Source organism: Marinobacter sp. 3-2 (assembly GCF_003751355.1).
In the GTDB taxonomy this organism is placed as follows: domain Bacteria; phylum Pseudomonadota; class Gammaproteobacteria; order Pseudomonadales; family Oleiphilaceae; genus Marinobacter; species Marinobacter adhaerens.
The window spans coordinates 111,736-131,549 of sequence record NZ_RJUQ01000018.1; the positions used below are offsets into that span (position 1 = coordinate 111,736).

The 19,814-nt window shown below is 55.2% G+C and carries 16 protein-coding genes and 1 tRNA gene; 3 read left to right on the top strand and 14 right to left on the bottom strand.

The window, feature by feature from the left end:
- Positions 1 to 46: 46 nt before the first annotated feature.
- Positions 47 to 1,639 carry a BCCT family transporter gene (locus tag EDB94_RS18320; protein ID WP_014576596.1) on the bottom strand — a complete coding sequence of 531 codons (1,593 nt, stop codon included), beginning with the start codon at positions 1,637 to 1,639 and terminating at the stop codon, positions 47 to 49.
- Positions 1,640 to 1,899: 260 nt separating this feature from the next.
- Here EDB94_RS18320 and EDB94_RS18325 point away from each other — a divergent pair, with 260 nt between their 5' ends.
- Both EDB94_RS18325 and EDB94_RS18330 read left to right on the top strand, forming a co-directional pair.
- On the top strand, positions 1,900 to 3,543 hold the full coding sequence (locus EDB94_RS18325) for an FMN-binding glutamate synthase family protein (protein WP_062785194.1): 1,644 nt from the start codon (positions 1,900 to 1,902) through the stop codon (positions 3,541 to 3,543).
- Between the two features lie 114 nt (positions 3,544 to 3,657).
- Positions 3,658 to 3,734: transfer RNA gene (locus EDB94_RS18330), tRNA-Pro, on the top strand.
- A gap of 52 nt (positions 3,735 to 3,786) precedes the next feature.
- Here EDB94_RS18330 and EDB94_RS18335 read toward each other — a convergent pair.
- Entirely contained in the window at positions 3,787 to 4,407 is a 621-nt protein-coding gene (locus EDB94_RS18335) for a Crp/Fnr family transcriptional regulator (RefSeq protein ID WP_227507738.1), read from the bottom strand.
- 130 nt (positions 4,408 to 4,537) lie between these two features.
- On the opposite strand from EDB94_RS18335, the gene EDB94_RS18340 reads away from it, so the two are divergent.
- Positions 4,538 to 4,726 carry a DUF2892 domain-containing protein gene (locus EDB94_RS18340; RefSeq protein ID WP_053114790.1) on the top strand — a complete coding sequence of 63 codons (189 nt, stop codon included), beginning with the start codon at positions 4,538 to 4,540 and terminating at the stop codon, positions 4,724 to 4,726.
- 66 nt (positions 4,727 to 4,792) lie between these two features.
- Here EDB94_RS18340 and EDB94_RS18345 read toward each other — a convergent pair whose 3' ends face one another.
- The 12 genes from EDB94_RS18345 to EDB94_RS18400 all read right to left on the bottom strand — a co-directional run bounded on the left by EDB94_RS18345 (position 4,793) and on the right by EDB94_RS18400 (position 19,773).
- Entirely contained in the window at positions 4,793 to 5,158 is a 366-nt protein-coding gene (locus EDB94_RS18345; RefSeq protein WP_008170477.1) for a MerR family transcriptional regulator, read from the bottom strand.
- Positions 5,139 to 5,441, bottom strand: coding sequence for an integration host factor subunit alpha (gene ihfA, locus EDB94_RS18350; protein ID WP_007151838.1), 303 nt, complete (start codon positions 5,439 to 5,441; stop codon positions 5,139 to 5,141). Before ihfA ends, EDB94_RS18345 begins: the two co-directional genes overlap by 20 nt.
- Positions 5,442 to 5,444: 3 nt before the next feature.
- Entirely contained in the window at positions 5,445 to 7,817 is a 2,373-nt protein-coding gene (gene pheT, locus EDB94_RS18355) for a phenylalanine--tRNA ligase subunit beta (RefSeq protein ID WP_014576544.1), read from the bottom strand.
- 60 nt (positions 7,818 to 7,877) lie between these two features.
- Entirely contained in the window at positions 7,878 to 8,876 is a 999-nt protein-coding gene (pheS, locus tag EDB94_RS18360; RefSeq protein ID WP_014576543.1) for a phenylalanine--tRNA ligase subunit alpha, read from the bottom strand.
- A 151-nt stretch (positions 8,877 to 9,027) separates the two neighbouring features.
- Positions 9,028 to 9,381 carry a 50S ribosomal protein L20 gene (rplT, locus tag EDB94_RS18365; RefSeq protein WP_008170485.1) on the bottom strand — a complete coding sequence of 118 codons (354 nt, stop codon included), beginning with the start codon at positions 9,379 to 9,381 and terminating at the stop codon, positions 9,028 to 9,030.
- Positions 9,382 to 9,431: 50 nt separating this feature from the next.
- On the bottom strand, positions 9,432 to 9,623 hold the full coding sequence (gene rpmI, locus EDB94_RS18370) for a 50S ribosomal protein L35 (protein WP_007151842.1): 192 nt from the start codon (positions 9,621 to 9,623) through the stop codon (positions 9,432 to 9,434).
- A 95-nt stretch (positions 9,624 to 9,718) separates the two neighbouring features.
- Positions 9,719 to 10,264 (bottom strand): translation initiation factor IF-3, encoded by a 546-nt coding sequence (infC, locus tag EDB94_RS18375; protein ID WP_081449820.1) that lies wholly within the window; start codon positions 10,262 to 10,264, stop codon positions 9,719 to 9,721.
- The gene (gene thrS / locus EDB94_RS18380) at positions 10,261 to 12,186 is read right to left on the bottom strand and encodes a threonine--tRNA ligase (protein ID WP_014576540.1); all 1,926 of its coding nucleotides are present in this window, start codon (positions 12,184 to 12,186) and stop codon (positions 10,261 to 10,263) included. Before thrS ends, infC begins: the two co-directional genes overlap by 4 nt.
- Before the next feature lie 154 nt (positions 12,187 to 12,340).
- Entirely contained in the window at positions 12,341 to 14,944 is a 2,604-nt protein-coding gene (locus EDB94_RS18385) for a TRAP transporter permease (protein WP_108019166.1), read from the bottom strand.
- Between the two features lie 81 nt (positions 14,945 to 15,025).
- Positions 15,026 to 16,009 carry a TAXI family TRAP transporter solute-binding subunit gene (locus tag EDB94_RS18390; RefSeq protein WP_008170494.1) on the bottom strand — a complete coding sequence of 328 codons (984 nt, stop codon included), beginning with the start codon at positions 16,007 to 16,009 and terminating at the stop codon, positions 15,026 to 15,028.
- 184 nt (positions 16,010 to 16,193) lie between these two features.
- Positions 16,194 to 18,578 (bottom strand): RND family transporter, encoded by a 2,385-nt coding sequence (locus tag EDB94_RS18395; RefSeq protein WP_014576538.1) that lies wholly within the window; start codon positions 18,576 to 18,578, stop codon positions 16,194 to 16,196.
- A gap of 46 nt (positions 18,579 to 18,624) precedes the next feature.
- On the bottom strand, positions 18,625 to 19,773 hold the full coding sequence (locus EDB94_RS18400) for a YCF48-related protein (RefSeq protein ID WP_260312630.1): 1,149 nt from the start codon (positions 19,771 to 19,773) through the stop codon (positions 18,625 to 18,627).
- Positions 19,774 to 19,814: the final 41 nt, after the last annotated feature.

Here is a 19,814-nt window from a genome sequence, read left to right on the forward strand (position 1 = left end):
AAAAAAACCGGGGCCAAGGCCCCGGTTTTTTATTTTCACAGCGCTCTTAGGTGAGCTCGCCCCTGGCAATCAGGAGTTGCCGCTCGTGACTGAGGCCTTTCAGAAGCCCCCACGTCATGATCAGCAGAACCACCGTAAAGGGCAGGCCAGCACTGATTGCTGTCGCCTGAATCGCGCCAAGTGCATCTTCACCGCCCCCAAAGATCAAGGCCGCAGCAATGGCACCCTCAGCAACTACCCAGAACACACGCTGAGCGGTCGGAGCGTCGGTCTTGCCGCCGGCTGTGATGCTGTCGATAACCAGCGAGCCGGAATCCGAAGATGTTACGAAGAACACCAGCACCAGAATAATGCCCACGAATGACAGGATCCCGGTCAACGGCAGATTTGCAAACATCTGGAAGGTTGCAAGAGACACTTCAGTCAAGCCGTTCTCTGCCAGCTCACCAACACCCTGCTGGATCTGTTCGATAGCAGCGCCACCGAAAGCACTCATCCAGACAACCGTGATAACGGTCGGAACAATCAGCACTGCAGTCACAAATTCACGAACAGTACGTCCCTTGGAAACACGGGCAATAAACATACCTACGAACGGTGACCAGGAAATCCACCAGGCCCAGTAGAACACAGTCCAGCCCTGGAACCAGGCTTCGTCTTCACGACCAAACGGGTTACTGAGCTGCACAGCGTTACCAACATAGTTGGAAGAGGTAACCCACAGGGTCTCCAGAATGGTCATAGTTGGGCCGGCAAAGATAACGAACAACAGCAAGACGGCGGCAACGCCCATGTTGATGTTACTCAGGACCTTCACCCCACCGTCGAGGCCCCTGAGCACTGAGATCAGCGCCAGTGCTGTAACCCCGACAATGATCGCCATCTGGACATTGATTCCAGCGCCGATGCCAAACAGGTAATTGAGGCCGGAAGCTGCCTGCTGGGCACCAAAACCGAGGGAGGTCGCAAGACCAAAGATGGTGGCTACAACCGCCAGAACGTCGATAATGTGGCCAGGCCAGCCCCACACTTTATCTCTCAGCAGAGGGAAGAAAGCAGAGCGGATGGTCAGCGGCATGTTTTTGTTAAACGCAAAAAATGCCAGGGAGAGCGCTACGATTGCATAGATGCCCCAGGGGTGCAGACCCCAGTGGTACATAGTCGCGCCCATCGCAAGATTGCGGGCTTCATTCGTACCCGCCTCTACGTTCAGTGGTGTCTCATACCATCCTGTGTAGTAAGCCACCGGCTCGGCAACGGCCCAGAACATGAGACCAATACCCATGCCAGCCGCGAAAAGCATGCAGAACCACGAAATTGTAGAGAACTCAGGTTTGCAATCCTGGCCGCCTATACGGATCTTGCCCATTGGCAGGAAGATCAACGCCAGGCACACAACCACGAAAATATTGGCACTGATCAGGAAAAACCAGTCAAACGTCGCGATAATGTCCCACTTTGTTCCATCGAGAAGCTCCTTCGCTTCCCCTGGGAACATCAGGGTTCCTATCACGAACGCAAAAACCAGTATCGCCGTAATCGGAAATACCGGTGCGTGGAGATCCAGCCCGAACGGTGTGATATTGTCCTGGCCGGCCACGTAGTCCGTCGAATATTCGTCTTTAACTACCTCGCCCACGTTATGGCGCCTCCTGAGTTGGTAAGTCGTTTATTCAGAATCGGAGTTCAAACATTACAAGAGCGTTATCATAATGTTTTGAGTTCAAAACATCAAAACTACAATTATTACCGCCGCCTTGATATTTATCATAGACCATGATCGACAACGGACCAGCCAAAGTCCGGACCAATCGCGGCAGAACTCCGCTTCGTAGGACTAAACTCTTCTTTATCCGGTGAGCCGGTCGAGCCGGTTTCGTGAGACAACCAGAGGATTCCATGGAAAAAACCAAGACCTTTCCGCTTCGCTATTCCGCCTACGCGCTCAGTATCATCGGCTTTTTCGTCTCTTTTGGACTGGTCATGTTCGCAGACGTAAGTTTGGCGTTTCCGCTGATCTTTGGTGCCTTCGCAGCCCTTGGCACCTACGACCTGCTGCAAAGACGGCACACGGTCAGCCGGAATTACCCGATCCTGGCCAACTTCCGGTACCTGCTCGAATCCGTCGGGCCAGAAATCCGCCAGTATTTTATCCAGTCAGACACCGAGGAGCGCCCCTTCTCTCGGGAGCAGCGCACGATCGTCTATCAGCGAGCCAAGAATGTCCTCGACAAACGCCCTTTTGGCTCCCAACTCGGAATGTATGACGAGGGATTCGAGTGGATGAACCATTCACTCGCTCCCACCCGCCTCGACAGCAGTGACTTCCGGATTCTGATCGGCAGGAACTGTGATAAACCCTACAACGCCAGTGTGTTCAATATTTCCGCAATGAGCTTTGGCTCGCTTTCCGCCAACGCCATCCTGAGCCTGAATACCGGTGCCAGAATGGGCGGTTTCTATCATGACACCGGAGAAGGCTCCATCTCCCGATACCACCGACAGCCAGGTGGCGATCTGGTCTGGGAGATCGGCTCAGGGTACTTCGGCTGTCGCCACAAAGACGGTTCGTTCAACGAAGATATGTTTCGGCAGAACGCCACGATTGAACAGGTCAAAATGATAGAACTCAAACTATCTCAGGGTGCAAAACCGGGCCACGGCGGAATTTTGCCGGGTGCCAAGGTGACTCCCGAGATCGCCGAAGCCCGGGGCGTTTCGGTGGGTGAGGATTGCGTTTCTCCCGCCAGTCATTCGGCGTTCTCAACCCCCATCGAGATGCTTGAGTTCATTGACCGTCTGCGTGAACTGTCTGGCGGCAAGCCCGTCGGCTTCAAGCTTGCCATTGGCCACCCCTGGGAGTGGTTCGCCATCGTCAAAGCCATGCTGGAAACCGGTCGAAAACCTGATTTCATCGTCGTCGACGGAGGTGAAGGCGGCACAGGAGCCGCTCCACTGGAGTTTATCAACCGCCTTGGCATGCCCATGACTGAGGCACTTCTGCTGGTTCACAACACACTGGTCGGCACCCATTTGCGGGAAGACATCGCCATTGGCGCAGCGGGCAAGATCACCTCGGCCTTCAACATAGCCCGAACCCTGGCCCTTGGTGCGGACTGGTGCAACGCGGCCCGTGGCTACATGTTCTCCCTGGGCTGCATACAGGCGCTCAGCTGCCACACAGGGCGCTGTCCGAGCGGCGTGGCCACCCAGGACCCCAGGCGCGGCAACAAGCTCGACGTAGAGCTCAAGAGCCAGCGGGTGTACAACTACCATAAGAATACTCTGGACGCGCTGCAAAACCTGCTTGAGGCTTCCGGGCTCAAGCATCCATCCGAGCTTGGTCCGGAACACGTTGTCCGGCGGGTGTCTAAAACCGAAGTTCACTCTTACATGGACCTTTTCCCGTTCCTAGAACCGGGGGCCCTGCTGGAGGGAAAAACAGACCTGACTGTGTTCGATAAGTACTGGGAATCAGCCCGGGCGGATACCTTCGAACCACCGGAATTCATCCTCAAACTTCGGGAGACCAAGCTACGCTAAAAATTGCGATCAAAATCGCCGTCGGATGTTTATTTTTTCCATGGGCTCGTGTAGACTTCGCTCCCGCTAAGCCACTGAGAATACTCTCAAGTTTCGATGTGGCAAAGAGCGAATCGGGGCGTAGCGCAGCTTGGTAGCGCACTTGCATGGGGTGCAAGGGGTCGTAGGTTCAAATCCTACCGTCCCGACCAGATTCGGACAAAAAGCCCGGGCCGAAAGGTCCGGGCTTTTTGTTATAGGCACTTACTCGGCAAACGAACCCGTAAATTCAATTTTTCCGCGCGCGAGACGCAACCTGCCCTTCCGCTCAAGCTCTTTGAGCAGCCTGCTTATCACCTCTCTCGCTGTGCCGAGCTCAATGGCAAGCTCCTGGTGGGTGATGGTGATTGCGCGGTGCCCGGCTCTTGCCTCAAGCCAGTGAAGAAGTCGTTCGTCCATTCGCCTGAACGCAACCTCCTCCACCAGCAGCATCAGATCATTCAGGCGGCGACCGTAAGACTCCATTATGCCCAGCCGGAAATCGGCGGACTGGTCCATGAGCCGATCGAACAACCCCCTGGGCACCATCAACACTTTGGCATCCTCCTCAACCACGGCCTCTGCGCGAAAGCCGTCACCGGTCATCAGGCACCCGATAGAGAGCGTGCAAATGTCATCCGCGCCCATCCGGTACAGGACGATGCTATTCCCCGACAGCCCTGTCATCTGAACCTTTACACTGCCATGGAGCACCAGTGGAAGGCCCTGACACGGATCTCCCGCTCTAAAGAGCACCTTTCCATGCTCAAATTGAATCGCCTGCAGTCCGTTCAGAGCGTCCCGCCGAAGGGATTCCGGCAATGTTTCAAGAATGCTGTGTTGCAACGTCAGTTTTTCCATAGTTAACGAGACTAGCTTATCCAGTGTTTTTCCTTGTGTGACTTTATCACTGAACAGCCCGGGAGCAGGCGTTAGAGTGGCCTTACTGCCTCAAATCAACCAAGGAGAATGGATCATGAGCATTAATATGGGATCTGCAGACCGTATCATTCGGGCCATTGTTGGCATTGTACTTCTGGCGCTCGTATTTGTGGGCCCACAAACCGCCTGGGGCTGGATTGGCATCGTTCCTCTGGCCACTGCCGCAGTGGGCAACTGCCCCGCCTATTCAATTCTGGGAATCAAGACCTGCAAGAAGCAATAAACCTGCAGGCATAAAAAAACCGGGGCAACGTCGCCGCCCCGGTTTTTCTTATGACTTTCGGAAGCCCTATTTGACCGGCGCGTTCAGCACCTCAAGTACTTCCTCAAGCTCCGTAATCATCTGGCGAATCAGCTGCTTATACTGGGAAGTATCGTCCTTTACCTCGTGACTGCTCAGCTTCTGCTTGGCACCACCGATGGTATAGCCCTGATCATAAAGCAGACTGCGAATCTGGCGGATCGTGATAACGTCTGCGCGCTGATAATAGCGCCGGTTACCCCGACGCTTTACGGGCGAAAGCTGCGGAAACTCCTGCTCCCAATACCGCAGGACGTGCGCCTTTACCGCGCACAGTTCCGCCACCTCACCGATGGTGAAGTAACGCTTCCCGGGAATCGTGGGAAGTTCGTTGTTATGACTGGGTTCCAGCATACGCTTCTACTTTTTGCTTTAGTTTTTGTCCCGGGCGAAACGTAACAACTCGCCGTGCACTGATCGGAATCTCTTCGCCGGTCTTCGGGTTCCGTCCCGGCCGCTGCTTCTTGTCCCGCAGATCGAAGTTACCGAAACCCGAAAGCTTCACCTGCTCGTTGTGGCTGAGAGCGCCTCTGATCTCGTCGAAAAAAGCTTCTACCATTTCCTTGGCTTCGCGCTTGTTAAGGCCCAATTCCTCGTACAACCGCTCTGCCATTTCCGCTTTCGTCAAAGCCGCCATTTCTCAACTCCTCAGTGTTGCCCCCAGCTCTTCTTTCAATGCGTCGATCACACCGTTGAAGAGCGAATGCACTTCATCCTCGTTCAATGTACGTTCGGGGTGCTGCCAGAACAGGCTCAGAGCCAGGCTCCGGTTACCTTCGCCCAAGCTCTCACCTTCATAGACATCGAACGCACGCAACGCTGTCAGCTGCTCACCGGCATGCTTTCTCGCTACACGCTCCACATCGGCGAACGCTACCTCGCTCCCGATAATAATAGCCAAATCCCGACGAACTTCCGGGAATTTCGAAATTTCTTTGAAATTAGGCACATATCCGGTAACGATTGAATTCAAGAATAGCTCAAACATCAGGATCGTGCCATTAAGTTCAAGATTTTTCTGAACTTGTGGATGCAGAGTCCCCAGCCAGCCCACATGCTCGCCGTCACGCATGAGCTCTGCGGTCTGTCCCGGATGCAGCGCAGGATGCTGGCTGCCAACAAAACGTATCTCGATACCCAGCAAACGGAACAGACTTTCCAAATCCCCTTTTACATCAAAGAAATCCGCTGTTCTGCGACCGTTCGCCCAATTTTCAGGAAACTGATTGCCTACCACGACGCCGGCAAGCATCGGTTGCTGATCAATCCGCTCGCCTTCCTGAAGGAACCGCAGGCCGGTTTCGAACAGCCGGATACGCGGCTGCTGACGATTCTGGTTGTAGGCGACGGTCTTCAGCAGCCCACTCCAGAGGCTGGTGCGCATCACCGACAGATCCGAGGAAATCGGATTGGCCAGGGCAATGCCCTGACGGTCGGGATCAACCAACTGCTGGACTTTCGGATCAACAAAGCTGTAGGTCACCGCTTCCTGGTAGCCGTGATCCACAAAGAAGTTTCGAATCGCCGAGACTGGCCGAACCGCTTCCTCCTCCGGGCGAAGACCGAGTGACCCGTTGGGCTCGGTGACGGGCAGATTGTTGTAGCCATAGATCCGCCCCACTTCCTCAATCAGGTCTTCTTCAATGGAGATGTCCGGGCGGAAGCTGGGCACACTGACCCGCCAACCGTTTTTCAGGAGCTTCTCGACCCGCAGACCAAGTCGGGTCAGGATTTCCTCAACCGTTGTCCGGTCGATTTCCATACCCAGAACATCGTTTAGCCGGCCGGCACGCAGGTCGACAACCCGATCCCTGGGCATGTCTTCATCGCTGGCAACCTCGACAATCTCGCCAGGCTCACCGCCCACGATATCCATCAGCAAGCTTGTGGCCCGCTCCATGGCGTCGCGTGCCAACTTGTAGTCAACGCCGCGCTCGAACCGGTGCGAAGCGTCAGTGTGCAGGCCATAGTGACGAGCCTTGCCCGCAAGGGTAATCGGATCAAAGTAGGCAGACTCCAGTACCAGATCCCGGGTTTTCGGGCTGACACCGGAATGCTCGCCGCCCATGACACCGGCAATAGCGATTGGCTTTTCGTGATCCGCAATCACCAGCGTGCCCTGGGTGAGCTCAACTTCCTGGCCATCCAGCAGAACAAGCTTTTCACCGATGCGCGCCATTCGAACGACGATCCCGCCGTGGATTTCATCACGGTCAAAGGCGTGCATCGGCTGGCCAAGTTCCAGCATGACGTAGTTGGTGACGTCCACGGCGGCATCAATGGAACGGATACCGGAGCGACGTAGTTTTTCCTGCATCCACAATGGCGATTCCGCCTGCAGGTTCACGTTTCGGAGAATACGGCCGAGATATCTCGGGCATCCTGCCGGCGCTTCCACCCGGATATCAGGGACTTCAGAGTGCACAGACTCCACCGGCTCAATTGCGGGGCTGTTGAACAACATGCTGTTCAGAACACCCACTTCCCGGGCGATGCCTTTGATAGACAAACAGTCGGCGCGATTCGGAGTCAGGTCTACATCAATAGTGACGTCGTTCAGCTTCAGATAATCCGCCACGTCCTTACCCACCGGAGCGTCCGCAGGAAGCTCCATCAGGCCATCGTGGTTCTCAGAAAGCCCGAGCTCGGACTCTGAGCAAAGCATTCCTTCGGAAGGCTGACCGCGAAGCTTGGCCTTTTTGATCTTGAAATCGCCCGGCAGGACAGCGCCAACCACTGCAAAAGGTACTTTCATGCCCTCGCGGACATTCGGGGCACCGCAGACCACCTGAACCTCTGAGGAACCATCACTTACCTGGCATACCCGGAGCTTGTCTGCGTCCGGATGGGGCTGCACCGACTGGACTTCGCCAACGATCACGCCACTGAATTGACCGGCCACCGGTTCGAAACCGTCCACTTCCAGCCCCGCCATGGTGATCTGATCCATCAATTCCTGGGTATCGATTTGCGGATTAACCCACTCGCGCAGCCACTGTTCACTGAATTTCATGGTTATTGCCTTGTCCTGATGCGGTTATGCCTGTTTGGTTGGATGCCTTGATCTTGCCTGTTAACGGAACTGTCGCAGGAAGCGCAGGTCGTTCTCAAAGAACATGCGCAGATCGTTAACGCCATAACGAAGCATGGCCAGGCGCTCTACACCAAGACCGAATGCAAAGCCACGGTATTCCTCAGCATCGATTCCGCAGTATTCAAATACTTTCGGGTGCACCATTCCGCAACCCATAACCTCAAGCCACTTGATGCTGCCATCGGCTTCCCGTCCCCATTCGATGTCCACTTCCGCGGAGGGTTCGGTGAAAGGGAAATACGATGGCCGGAAACGGACCTGAAGGTCCCGCTCGAAAAACACCCGCAGGAATTCCTCAACAGTGCTTTTAAGGTCCGCAAAGCTGACGTTTTTCTCGACCAGAAGCCCTTCCACCTGATGGAACATGGGGGTGTGAGTCATATCCGAATCACAGCGGTACACGCGTCCAGGGCAGATCATTCGGAATGGCGGCTTGCCGGCTTCCATGGTACGAATCTGTACGGGTGAGGTGTGGGTTCTCAACAGCGTGCCCGGGTTGAAATAAAACGTGTCGTGCATGGCGCGGGCGGGATGGTGGCCCGGAATATTCAGGGCTTCGAAGTTGTGGTAGTCATCTTCGATCTCGGGCCCCTGTTCCACGGTGTAGCCGGCGCGCGCAAAGAAATGTTCGATTCGCTGCAGGGTGCGGGTGACCGGGTGCAAACCGCCCAGGTCCTGGCCTCGGCCCGGCAGGGTCACATCAATGGATTCGCTGGCAAGCTTCTGTTCGATGGCGGCACGTTCCAGATCGTTTCGGCGAGCATTGATGGCCTGCTCTACCTGCCCTTTGGCTTCATTGATCTTCTGGCCGGCGGCAGGGCGCTCCTCAGCAGAAAGCTTGCCCAGTGTTTTCGCCTGCTGGGTAATAACACCCTTCTTGCCAAGATATTCAACACGAATTTGATCGAGTGCCTGCAGGCTGTCAGCGCTCTCAACAGCCGACAAACCGTCCTGAACCAGTTGCTCCAGGTTTTCCATTGACCCTGCTCCAAACCAGAAATGGAAGTGCTTAAAACGTAACTTCAAAAACAAAAATAGGGGAAGAGCGTGCCCTTCCCCTATCAGGAGGCGCCATCATGAAATCATGGGGCGCCCATATCGATCAGCAATCGATGAAAGAGCTAAGCGATCACAGGGATGCTTTGGCCTTCTCAACAACAGCGGCAAACGCCTGCTGCTCGTTCATGGCCAGATCGGCCAGAACCTTACGATCGATTTCAACGTTAGCCTTTTTCAGACCAGCGATCAGACGGCTGTAAGACAGACCGTTAGCGCGGGCACCAGCATTGATACGGGCAATCCACAGAGCGCGGAAAGCGCGCTTGCGGTTACGACGGTCGCGGTAAGCGTACTGACCGGCCTTGATAACCGCTTGCTTGGCTACACGGAATACCCGGCTACGAGCGCCGTAGTAACCTTTGGCCTGATTGAGAATCTTTTTGTGACGACGGCGTGCGACCACACCACGTTTTACACGAGCCATACTTTTATCCTTCTACCTTTACTTTCTAAGGAATGATTCTCGCGGCTGGATCAGCACGCGGTCATACGCTTGATAGATGCAACATCTGACTTGGCGATGAGCTTGGTGCCGCGCAGCTGACGCTTACGCTTCGGGCTCTTCTTGGTCAGGATGTGACTGGTGAAGGACTGCTTGTGCTTGAAGCCGGTGGCGGTCTTCTTGAACCGCTTGGTGGCTCCGCTTTTGGTTTTCATCTTAGGCATTTTTTAAAACTCCGCATTCTATTTTTAAATAAACAATAATGTGTCCCTGAACGACAAATCCCCCGCATGCGCGGGGGACAAGCACCCGATCAGGTTCACTTCTTCTTGCGGGGCGCCACTACCATGGTCATCTGCCGGCCTTCCATCTTCGGCCGCATCTCTACCTGGGCAAGCTCTTCAATATCCGTTTCAATACGCTGCATGAGCTGCATACCAATTTCCTGGTGTGCCATCTCACGGCCACGGAAACGGATCGTGATTTTGCCGCGGTCCCCGTTTTCAAGGAAACGTATCAGGTTGCGTAGTTTGACCTGATAATCCCCTTCTTCAGTTCCGGGACGGAACTTAAGCTCTTTGACCTGCGTCTGCTTCTGTTTCTTCTTGGCAGCCGCCTTCGCTTTCTTCTCTTCGAAGATCTTCTTGCCGTAGTCCATTATCTTACAGACGATCGGATCGGAATCCGTAACCTGTACCAGATCAAGGGTGGCCTCTTCGGCCTGCTTCAGTGCGTCCTCAATTGGCACAATTCCGACCTGGTTGCCTTCGGCATCGATCAGGCGGACTTCAGTTGCGTCAATATTCTCATTGATAGGCGCTTTAGGAGTACGCCCACCCCGATTCGTTCGCTGTTTAATAATCAGATCTCCGTCTTGGTTCTGCCTTTGCGTTCAACATCTTTCTGCAAAAGTTGCTCAAACGCTTCAAGCGATAGTGTTCCCAAATCTTCGCCTTTGCGGGTTCTCACCGCAACGGCGTTGTTCTCGACTTCTTTGTCGCCGACAACGACAAGGTAGGGAACCTTGTTAAGAGTATGCTCGCGGATTTTAAAGCCGATCTTCTCGTTTCTCAAGTCAGCATTAACCCTATACCCCAAAGAATCCCACTTTTTCGCCAGATTCTGACAATAATCACGCTGATTATCGGTAATATTGAGAATCGCCACTTGAGTCGGCGCGAGCCAGGTCGGGAAAGCGCCTTCGTATTCCTCGATCAGAATACCAATGAAACGCTCGAAGGAACCCAATACAGCCCGGTGAAGCATAACCGGGGTCTTCCGCTCTGAGTTGTCGGCAACATACTGCGCCCCCAGACGACCTGGCATCGAAAAGTCCACCTGAATAGTGCCACACTGCCACACCCGTCCGATACAGTCTTTCAAAGAGAACTCGATTTTCGGGCCATAGAAGGCGCCTTCACCCGGAAGCAATTCCCAGTCTACTCCTTCACGGTTGAGTGCTTCTTCCAGAGCAGCTTCTGCCTTATCCCAGACTTCGTCAGAGCCAACCCGCTTTTCCGGGCGGGTTGAAAGCTTGTACAGGATTTCAGTGAACCCAAAGTCTGTATAGATCTCGTGGAGCATTTCGATAAATGACGACACTTCCTGCTGGATAGCGTCCTCTTCGCAGAAGATGTGGGCGTCATCCTGGGTAAACCCGCGAACCCGCATCAACCCGTGCAGCGCTCCGGAAGCCTCGTTGCGGTGACAGGAGCCGAATTCCGCCAGTCTCAGCGGCAGATCCTTGTAGCTTTTCAGCCCCTGGTTGAACACCTGCACGTGGCACGGACAGTTCATGGGCTTGATGGCGTAGTCGTGTTTTTCCGACTCGGTGGTGAACATGTCGTCCTTGAACTTGTCCCAGTGCCCTGATTTCTCCCACAGGTTCCGCGACACCACCTGTGGCGTCTTGATTTCCTTGTAGCCATGCTCCTGCTGCTTGCGGCGCATGTATTGTTCAATTTCCTGATACAGGGACCAGCCATCCGGGTGCCAGAACACCATACCCGGCGCTTCTTCCTGCATATGGAACAGGCCCAGTTTCTTGCCAACCTTACGATGGTCGCGTTTCTCGGCCTCTTCGAGGCGATGCAGATAGGCCTTGAGATCCTTTTTGTTGCCCCAGGCGGTGCCGTAGACACGCTGCAGCTGCTCATTGCTCGTGTCGCCACGCCAGTAGGCGCCGGCAACCTTGGTCAGCTTGAAGGCCTTGAGCTTGCCGGTGCTCGGAACGTGGGGACCACGGCACAGGTCGATGAAGTCGCCCTGACTGTAGAAAGACAGGTCTTCTTCACCGGGAATATCCTGAATGATACGGACCTTGTATTCCTCGCCCATATCTTCAAAAAGCTTGATTGCCTCATCACGGGACATGATAGACCGGGAAACCGGCAAGTCCTGCTTGGAGAGTTCTTCCATGCGCTTCTCGATCCGCGCCAGATCCTCGTTGGTAAACGGGCGGTCGTACTTGAAGTCGTAGTAGAAGCCATTATCGATCACCGGGCCAATGGTAACCTGGGCACCGGGAAACAGTTCCTGGACAGCCATAGCCATCAGGTGAGCCGTGGAATGGCGAATGACATCAACGCCCTCTTCATCACGCTCCGTAACGATCGCCAGTTCGGCATCGTTCTCGATTCGATAACTGGTGTCCACAAGCTGACCATCCACCTTCCCGGCGAGGGCGGCCTTGGCAAGACCGGCGCCAATGTCGGCGGCAACATCATGGACGGTTACGGGTTCGGCAAAACTGCGGTGGCTGCCATCGGGCAGTGTTACGACGGGCATGAAAGACTCCTGTTGGTTACTCAGCGGTGATCTATACCAGAGACCACATGGTGACGGCACGGCGCGATACAAACCGCGGGCCGTTTCGAGCGGAAGTCTAACAGAAAAAAACCCGGCAGGTTAATGCCGGGTTTTCACAGACACAGACATGACATCAGGCTGGCTGGCCAGCGGCCTCCTCCCGGGCCCGTCGACGCAACTGACCAAACGCCAGAAGCCCAAGCAGAGCCAGCGCGGGAATGAACATCAGCTCCTTGGGCGGGCGTTCGAGGTCAACCTGCACAGCGTCGATGGTCCAGCCAAACTGGATACCGGCATCCTCTGCAGGGCTACCGAACCCGACGAAGTCGACGGCCATCTTTTCGCCATCCGGGCTGAGCTCCAGCCCCGCGTCCATCAGACGCTGCTCAGGCGAATCGCCAGCCGGAATCTCGAGCCTTACGTAAGTGGTCACCTCGTCGCCGTCGATTGTCATTCCGGATGCCTTCAGCACAATGGGCTTGTCAGCGGGCACATCCTCGACGTACTCCATGATCTGCGCACCCGGCTGATCCTCTGTTGGCGGGTAGATCATGTCCCACCAAAAACCCGGCCGGAACATGGTAAAGGTAATCAACAGCAACAGCAGTGATTCCCACTTGTAGCTCTTGGTAAACCAGAAGCCCTGAGTGGCCGCAGAAAAGACCAACATGGCGGTTACCGCGCTGAAAATCGTTACCAGCAGATCGAACCAGCCCGTCAGACCAATCAACAACAACTGCGTGTTGAAGATGAACATAAACGGAAGGATCGCTGTCCGGATATCGTAGGTAAAGCCCTGAATACCCGTTCGTATGGGATCAGCTCCGGATATGGCGGCGGCGGCATAAGCCGCCAACCCCACGGGCGGCGTGTCATCCGCCAGAATGCCGAAGTAGAAAACAAACAGATGGACGGCGATCAGGGGCACGATCAGGCCGTTCTGGGCCCCCAGAGTGACAATTACCGGTGCCATCAGGGTGGATACAACAATATAGTTGGCAGTGGTTGGCAGGCCCATGCCCAATATCAGGCTGATGATTGCCGTAAAGATAAGCATCAACAGCAGGTTACCGCCCGACAAGAACTCGACAAACTCGGTCATCACCAGGCCGATACCGGTCAGGGTGACCGTGCCCACCACGATACCGGCGGTGGCAGTTGCCACGCCGATACCCACCATGTTCCTGGCACCGGTGGCGAGCGAGTGCGCCAGATCGAACACACCGTCCTTGAATTCACCGAGGAAATTACCGTGCTTGTAGAAAAAGGCCTTCAACGGTCGCTGTGTCACGACAATGAAAATCATGAACAGCGTGGCCCAGAACGCCGACAACTGCGGTGAAAAACGCTCAACAGTCAGGCACCACACGAGCACCACAACGGGGAGAAGGAAGTACAGACCGGTCTTTACCGTCGGACCAACAGGCGGCAATTCGCCCATGTCCTTTTCCGGATCGTCTTCCTCGAGCTCAGGGAATCGGGTGGCGTAGCCAACCAGACCAACATAGATCAGTACAAGCAGCGGGGCCAATACCCACATCGCCGCCTCGCCGAAAAGCGTCTTGGTCCAGCCGACCCCGTAATAAACCGCCAGGGTCAGGACACTCAGGCCAATCAGGATAACGACCCAGTTCAACAGGCGCTGGGCAAGGGTTGGCTTGTTGAGGCGCTCAATGCCCTGCATGTTGAGCTTGCAAGCTTCCAGATGGACGATATAGATCAGCGCCACGTAGGAAATCATCGCCGGCAGAATCGCGTGCTTGATCACTTCCAGATAGGAGATACCAACGTACTCGACCATCAGAAAGGCGGCAGCGCCCATGATGGGCGGCGTGAGCTGGCCATTGGTGGATGCGGCAACTTCTACAGCACCGGCCTTGGTCGCCGGAAAGCCGACTCGCTTCATCAGTGGAATAGTGAACGTGCCGGTTGTGACAACGTTCGCGATGGACGAACCGGAAATAACGCCGCTCAGACCGCTGGAGACCACGGCGGCTTTGGCAGGGCCACCTCGCATATGCCCCAACATGGCGTAGGCAACTTTTATAAAATAGTTACCGGCACCCGCCCGCTCAAGCAACGCACCAAAAAGCACAAACAGGAAAACGAAGCTGGTGGAAACCCCAAGTGCAACACCAAACACGCCTTCGGTGCCCAGCCACTGGTGAGACGCCAGTTTACTGAGGCTCACGCCTTTATGGGCAATCACATCCGGCATGTAGGGGCCGGCAATCGAGTATGTGATGAAGACCGCAGCAACGATAGTCAGCGGGAGCCCGAGCGACCTACGCGTTGCTTCCAGCAAAAGCACGAGACCGATAAGCGCAACCCACAAATCCTGAGTGATTGGCGCGCCGGGTCGCGTTGAAAGCTCTTCGTAAAAAACGTAGAGGTATGAGGCGCAGAAAGCAGCAACAAGCGCCAGAATCCAGTCGTAGATGGGGACGATATTTACATGCCGCCCCTTGATCATCGGGAAGGCAGAAAACGCCAGGAAAACAGCAAACGCAAGATGGATTGAGCGCGCTTCCGTGGAATTAAAGATTGCGAAATTGAAGATATAGGGCAGCGGTGACGCAATCCAGAGCTGAAACAGTGACCACACCAGGGGAACGATAAAGAGAATAACCGCAGCGTATCCACTGGTCGCCCTGCCCCCGGTTTCAGTCTGCAGGATCTGGTCTACATTACTGCTACCACCAGCACCAGCTCCGTTAGCCGGATCGCTCGTCGCCATAAATTAGTCCCGTACGTAAAAATCAATCTCTGAAAGGGCGTCACAGCGGGCTTGAGCCCGCTGTGACGGAGTGCAGGCAGATCAGTCGATCAGACCAGCTTCCTTGTAGTACTTGGCAGCACCCGGGTGCAGAGGCGCACTCAGGGCATCAGAGACCATCTCTTCCTTGTTCAGGTTGGCAAACGCAGGATGCAGGCGCTTGAAGCTGTCGAAGTTCTCGAAAACAGCCTTCACAACCGCGTAGACAACGTCATCGGGCACATCAGTGGATGACACGAAGGTTGCCGCAACGCCGAAGGTGGTAACGTCATCGTCACTGCCACGATACATACCACCAGGGATGACTGCCTTACGATAGTACGGGTTCTCGTCGATCAGCTTCTGTGTGGCAGCGTTATCAACGTTGACCAGGACACTGTCACAGGAAGTGGTCGCTTCCTTGATGGCACCAGAGGGGTGGCCAACCGTGTAGAAGAAGGCATCAATGTTACCGTCACACAGGGCCTGGGACTGCTCCGCGGCCTTGATTTCGGCAGCCAGGGAGAACTTGTCCAGCGTCCAGCCCATCTCATCCATCAAAACCTCGGCGGTGGCGCGCTGGCCAGAGCCCGGGTTACCAACGGATACCCGCTTGCCTTCCAGGTCTTCAAAGGTCTTGATGCCCGAGCCCTTGCTGGCAACAACGGTGAACGGTTCCGGATGCAGGGAAAACACCGCCCGAAGGTCCTTGTTCGCGCCATCGTCCTTGAACTGGCTGGTGCCGTTGTACGCGTGGTACTGCCAGTCGGACTGGGCTACGGCCAGATCGAGTTCGCCCTGGCGAATCGCATTCAGGTTGTATACGGAACCACCGGTACTCTCAACGGAACAGCGGATTCCATGCTCTTTGCGGTCCATGTTCACCAGACGACAGATCGCACCGCCGGCCGGATAGTAAACACCGGTTACACCGCCGGTGCCGATGGTCACGAAGCGCTGCTCCTGCGCGGAAACAGAGGTTGAAGCAGCACCCAGGCTGACTGCGGCAGCGACAGCAAATGCGGAGGCTTTCAGTTTCAGTGTCATGTGAGTTCTTCCTTTTTCTGCTCGTTGTAATTAGATGACCGCCTGTAGGGCGGGCAAGACATACGGTCACGGTAAAACATAGACCACTTCACGTCATAAATAAAGCACGGATTAGCTCGCTAACCGGTTGACCAGACAACAAAAAAGCCCGCAGTGCGGGCTTTTTTGCAGGTCGGTGCGAATGTTATTTCGCAGCTCGGGCCTTGGCAAGCATCTGATCCGGCCGCAGAAGGAACCGGGCCAAAGCCGGCAACAGCCAGATAGCCCCCACCATATTCCAGAGGAACATGAAGAACAGGAGGAAACCCATGTCAGCCTGGAACTTGATCGGAGAGAATATCCAGGTAACAACGCCCAGACCCAGGGTCACGCCAGTAAACATAACGGCCTTGCCCGTCGAGCGCAGGGTTTCATAGTACGCGTCCTGAAGGGTCTTGCCTTCCAGCAGGTATTTCTCCAGCTTGCTGTAGATATAGATGCCGTAGTCGACACCGATACCAACCCCCAGGGCAATCACCGGCAGGGTGGCCACTTTAATACCAATGCCAGATACCGCCATGATTGCCTCACACAGGACCGAAGTCAGCCCCAGAGGTATCACGATACACAGCACCGCACGGATCGAGCGGAAGGTCACGAAGCACAGCAAACTCACCACGCCGTAGACAAGGATCAGCATCTTGTCCTTGGCAGCAGAGATTACTTCGTTGGTCGCGGACTCCACACCCGCGTTACCGGCCGCCAGAAGGAACCGGTGTTCCTCAGTGCTGTTGTTCTGGGCGAACTCTTCCACCCGATCAACAACGGTCTCCAGCGTTTCCGCCTTGTGATCCTCGAGGAAGACAAGGACAGGCGTCAGACTGCAGTCGGTATTGATCAGCCCCGCAGGAGCCTCACGAATGGACGCATTGATGATCGTCTGGTTACGGGAGATCTCGAACCACTTCCAGTTACCCTCGTTCAATGCCTTGGTGACCATCTTGGAAACATCGGCCAGAGAAACAGATGACTGCACGCCCGGCGTGTTCTGAAGCTCCCACTGCAGGGAATCCATGGCACGCAGCACGTTGTACTGGGTGCACTGCTCTTCCGGCGTTTTAACCATCACCACCAATACGTCTGCACTGGTTGAGTAGTTGTTGATGATGTAGGCGTTGTCTTTGTTGTAACGGGAATCCGCTCGCAACTCAGGTGCGCCCTGGTCGAGGTCACCAATCTTGAGGTTTTGCTTGTAGTAGAGACCAAGCCCGAGGCCAATCACAGCGATCAGCAACGAGATCGGAGCCACACCGGGATGGGAGAAGTAGGACAGCACTCGCCACTTCCGGTCCTGCTTCTCACCATGGTTCTGGACATGGCGGATGCCACCTTTGGAAATCCCGATGTAAGACATGATCAGCACATGCAGAACGAGGTTGGTGAGGATAACAAACGCCACACCAATACCCGCAGCCACCGCCAGATCGCGGATTACATCGATCTCGATAAAGAACAGAGTCAGGAAACCGAAGGCGTCAGAGATCAGAGCCAGCATGCCAGGTATGTAGAGTGCCCGGAACGCCAGACGGGCTGCGGTCACTGCGTCAAAGCCCTTGGCCGCTTCCACAGCCATGGCATTTACAATCTGCACACCGTGACTGATGCCGATGGCGAACACCAGGAATGGCACCAGAACCGAGTAAGGGTCCAGGCCATAGCCCAGGAGCCGAAGCGTGCCCAGTTGCAGGAACACGGCGATGATCGACGTGAATACGGGAACCAGGGTTCCGGTAATGGAACGGGAGTACCAGAACAGCAACAGCGTGGTCAGGAGAATGGTGATCCCCGCAAACCATGCGATGGAGCCAATGCCCTCGATCAGATCGCCCACCTTCTTGGCGAAGCCGACGATGTGAATCTTGATGTTCGGGTTCTGCTCTTCGTATTTCTCGCGGATTTTTTCCTCAAGCTGACGGGAAAAATCACCGTAATCCAGAGCCTCACCGGTTTCGGGATTCTTTTCGTAGAGCGGCGCGTAAACGATCGTCGAATTAAAGTTATCAGAGATCAGGCGCCCCACTTCGTTCGAACGCAGAACGTTCTGACGAAGTTGTTCGAGGCTTTCCCGGGAGCCGTCATAGCCGTCCGGTATGACAGTACCGCCCTGGAAACCCTGCTCGGTAACCTCAACCCACCGGACGTTCGACGTCCAGAGAGATTTCAGGCCGGAGCGATCCACACCGTTGAGATAGAAAACCTCGTCAGTGATCTGCTTGAGGGTTTCCATGTACTCCTGGGTAAAAATATCGCCCTCTTTTGACTCAACGGCGATACGAACGAAGTTACCGAGATTCTCAAGATCGTCCCGGTGATCAAGCATATTTACGATGTACGGGTGCTCGAGCGGAATCATGCGCTCGAAACTGGCATCGGGCTGAATCTTGACGGCGTTGTACCCGAGGAACATCGTCAAAATGGCGAAGGCAATGAGAATCACTGCCCGATTGTTGAAAATCAGCCTCTCGAGAAAGGGTTCCGCCTTGGGCGTCGTCAGGTAGTGCTCGCCCTTGTCATGCTTAGGGTTGGACATTCAAAAGCCCCTCTATTGTTCGTTCGGTTGTTGCCACATCAGGGCGTTATTGAAGGTTTCTGCCACGAGCGTCTGTAATTTTTACGCCACCTTCGCCGACAATCAGCAGGTCTGTTCCTGAGATAGGCACCGCACTCATGACGCCTTCCCGATCACTACGGAAATGCTCTCGGAAGGTTTCGGCACCATTGGTACTCATCAGGACGGCACCGCCGTTACCCACCAGGGTGATGCGACCATCATCGGCAACCACACCATCGTTGAGTGTCGCCCCCGCTGAGTTGGGAACCATCCGCCAGCTCTTGCCGAGATCCGAGGAAAACAGCATGTTACCCCGCAGGCCAAACGCGAGAATCTCGTTCACCTGACCTGTACCGATCACACCGAACAGGGAGCCTTCATAGGGTGCCTCGCGGCGCTCAAAAGTCTCTCCACCGTCAACGGAAATATGTATCTGGCCGGCCTCACCGACAACAACGAGGGCGCCACCCGTGATGCGGGTGATGCCGTTCAGGTGAAAGTTCTGCCGGTTATTAATTCTTGGCGCCCAGTCTTTCCAGGTCTCACCACCGTCCATCGTGCGCAGGAACATGCCGTAGGCGCCAACCACAAAACCGCGGTTCTCGTTTTCAAACCAGACATCCAGCAGCGGGTTGACCGGACCAATATCCATATCCGCCTGAATGTTCTCAAGGGCAAAGTAAAGGTCATCCAGCGCCCACTCGAGATCTTCTTTTTCCTCTTCGGGCGCTTCTTCGATGCGATCTTCCATAGCGGCAATCTGCTCTTCCCGGCTCTCGATGGCCAGTTCCATGGCCCGGATACCATCAATCTGAAGGCTCCAGGTTGCCCCGGCATCACTGGTATGCAAAACAACGCCGCTGTGGCCCACTGCCCAGCCATGGGTGTCGGAGCCAAAATCGATCGCTGTCAGGGTCACAGAAACAGGAACTTCACCCTGAACCCAGCTTTTCCCCTCATCGTCCGAATAGATGATATGGCCGCGCTCTCCCACAGCCACAATGCGATCCCCAACCCGGGTCGCATCGGTGAGAAGATTGTCCGGGGCCAGATCCGTCGGCCGGGCCGGGGTTTCGATGATATCTGCAAGCGCAAACGCTGCAGGGGCAGACCAGACCATGGAAAGTCCAAGGCAGGCAGCGCCCAGAGTCTTGCACATCAACCTTTTAGCCATTCAGATTGCCTATTATGTTGTATTGAACTGTGTCTCTGACC

Coding starts and splice junctions, on each gene's coding strand:
- EDB94_RS18325 (WP_062785194.1), top strand. CDS start 1,900: ATGGAAAAAACCAAGACCTTTCCGCTTCGCTATTCCGCCTACGCGCTC.
- EDB94_RS18340 (WP_053114790.1), top strand. CDS start 4,538: ATGAGCATTAATATGGGATCTGCAGACCGTATCATTCGGGCCATTGTT.
- EDB94_RS18345 (WP_008170477.1), bottom strand. CDS start 5,158: ATGCTGGAACCCAGTCATAACAACGAACTTCCCACGATTCCCGGGAAG.
- ihfA (WP_007151838.1), bottom strand. CDS start 5,441: ATGGCGGCTTTGACGAAAGCGGAAATGGCAGAGCGGTTGTACGAGGAA.
- pheT (WP_014576544.1), bottom strand. CDS start 7,817: ATGAAATTCAGTGAACAGTGGCTGCGCGAGTGGGTTAATCCGCAAATC.
- pheS (WP_014576543.1), bottom strand. CDS start 8,876: ATGGAAAACCTGGAGCAACTGGTTCAGGACGGTTTGTCGGCTGTTGAG.
- rplT (WP_008170485.1), bottom strand. CDS start 9,381: ATGGCTCGTGTAAAACGTGGTGTGGTCGCACGCCGTCGTCACAAAAAG.
- rpmI (WP_007151842.1), bottom strand. CDS start 9,623: ATGCCTAAGATGAAAACCAAAAGCGGAGCCACCAAGCGGTTCAAGAAG.
- thrS (WP_014576540.1), bottom strand. CDS start 12,186: ATGCCCGTCGTAACACTGCCCGATGGCAGCCACCGCAGTTTTGCCGAA.
- EDB94_RS18385 (WP_108019166.1), bottom strand. CDS start 14,944: ATGGCGACGAGCGATCCGGCTAACGGAGCTGGTGCTGGTGGTAGCAGT.
- EDB94_RS18390 (WP_008170494.1), bottom strand. CDS start 16,009: ATGACACTGAAACTGAAAGCCTCCGCATTTGCTGTCGCTGCCGCAGTC.
- EDB94_RS18395 (WP_014576538.1), bottom strand. CDS start 18,578: ATGTCCAACCCTAAGCATGACAAGGGCGAGCACTACCTGACGACGCCC.
- EDB94_RS18400 (WP_260312630.1), bottom strand. CDS start 19,773: ATGGCTAAAAGGTTGATGTGCAAGACTCTGGGCGCTGCCTGCCTTGGA.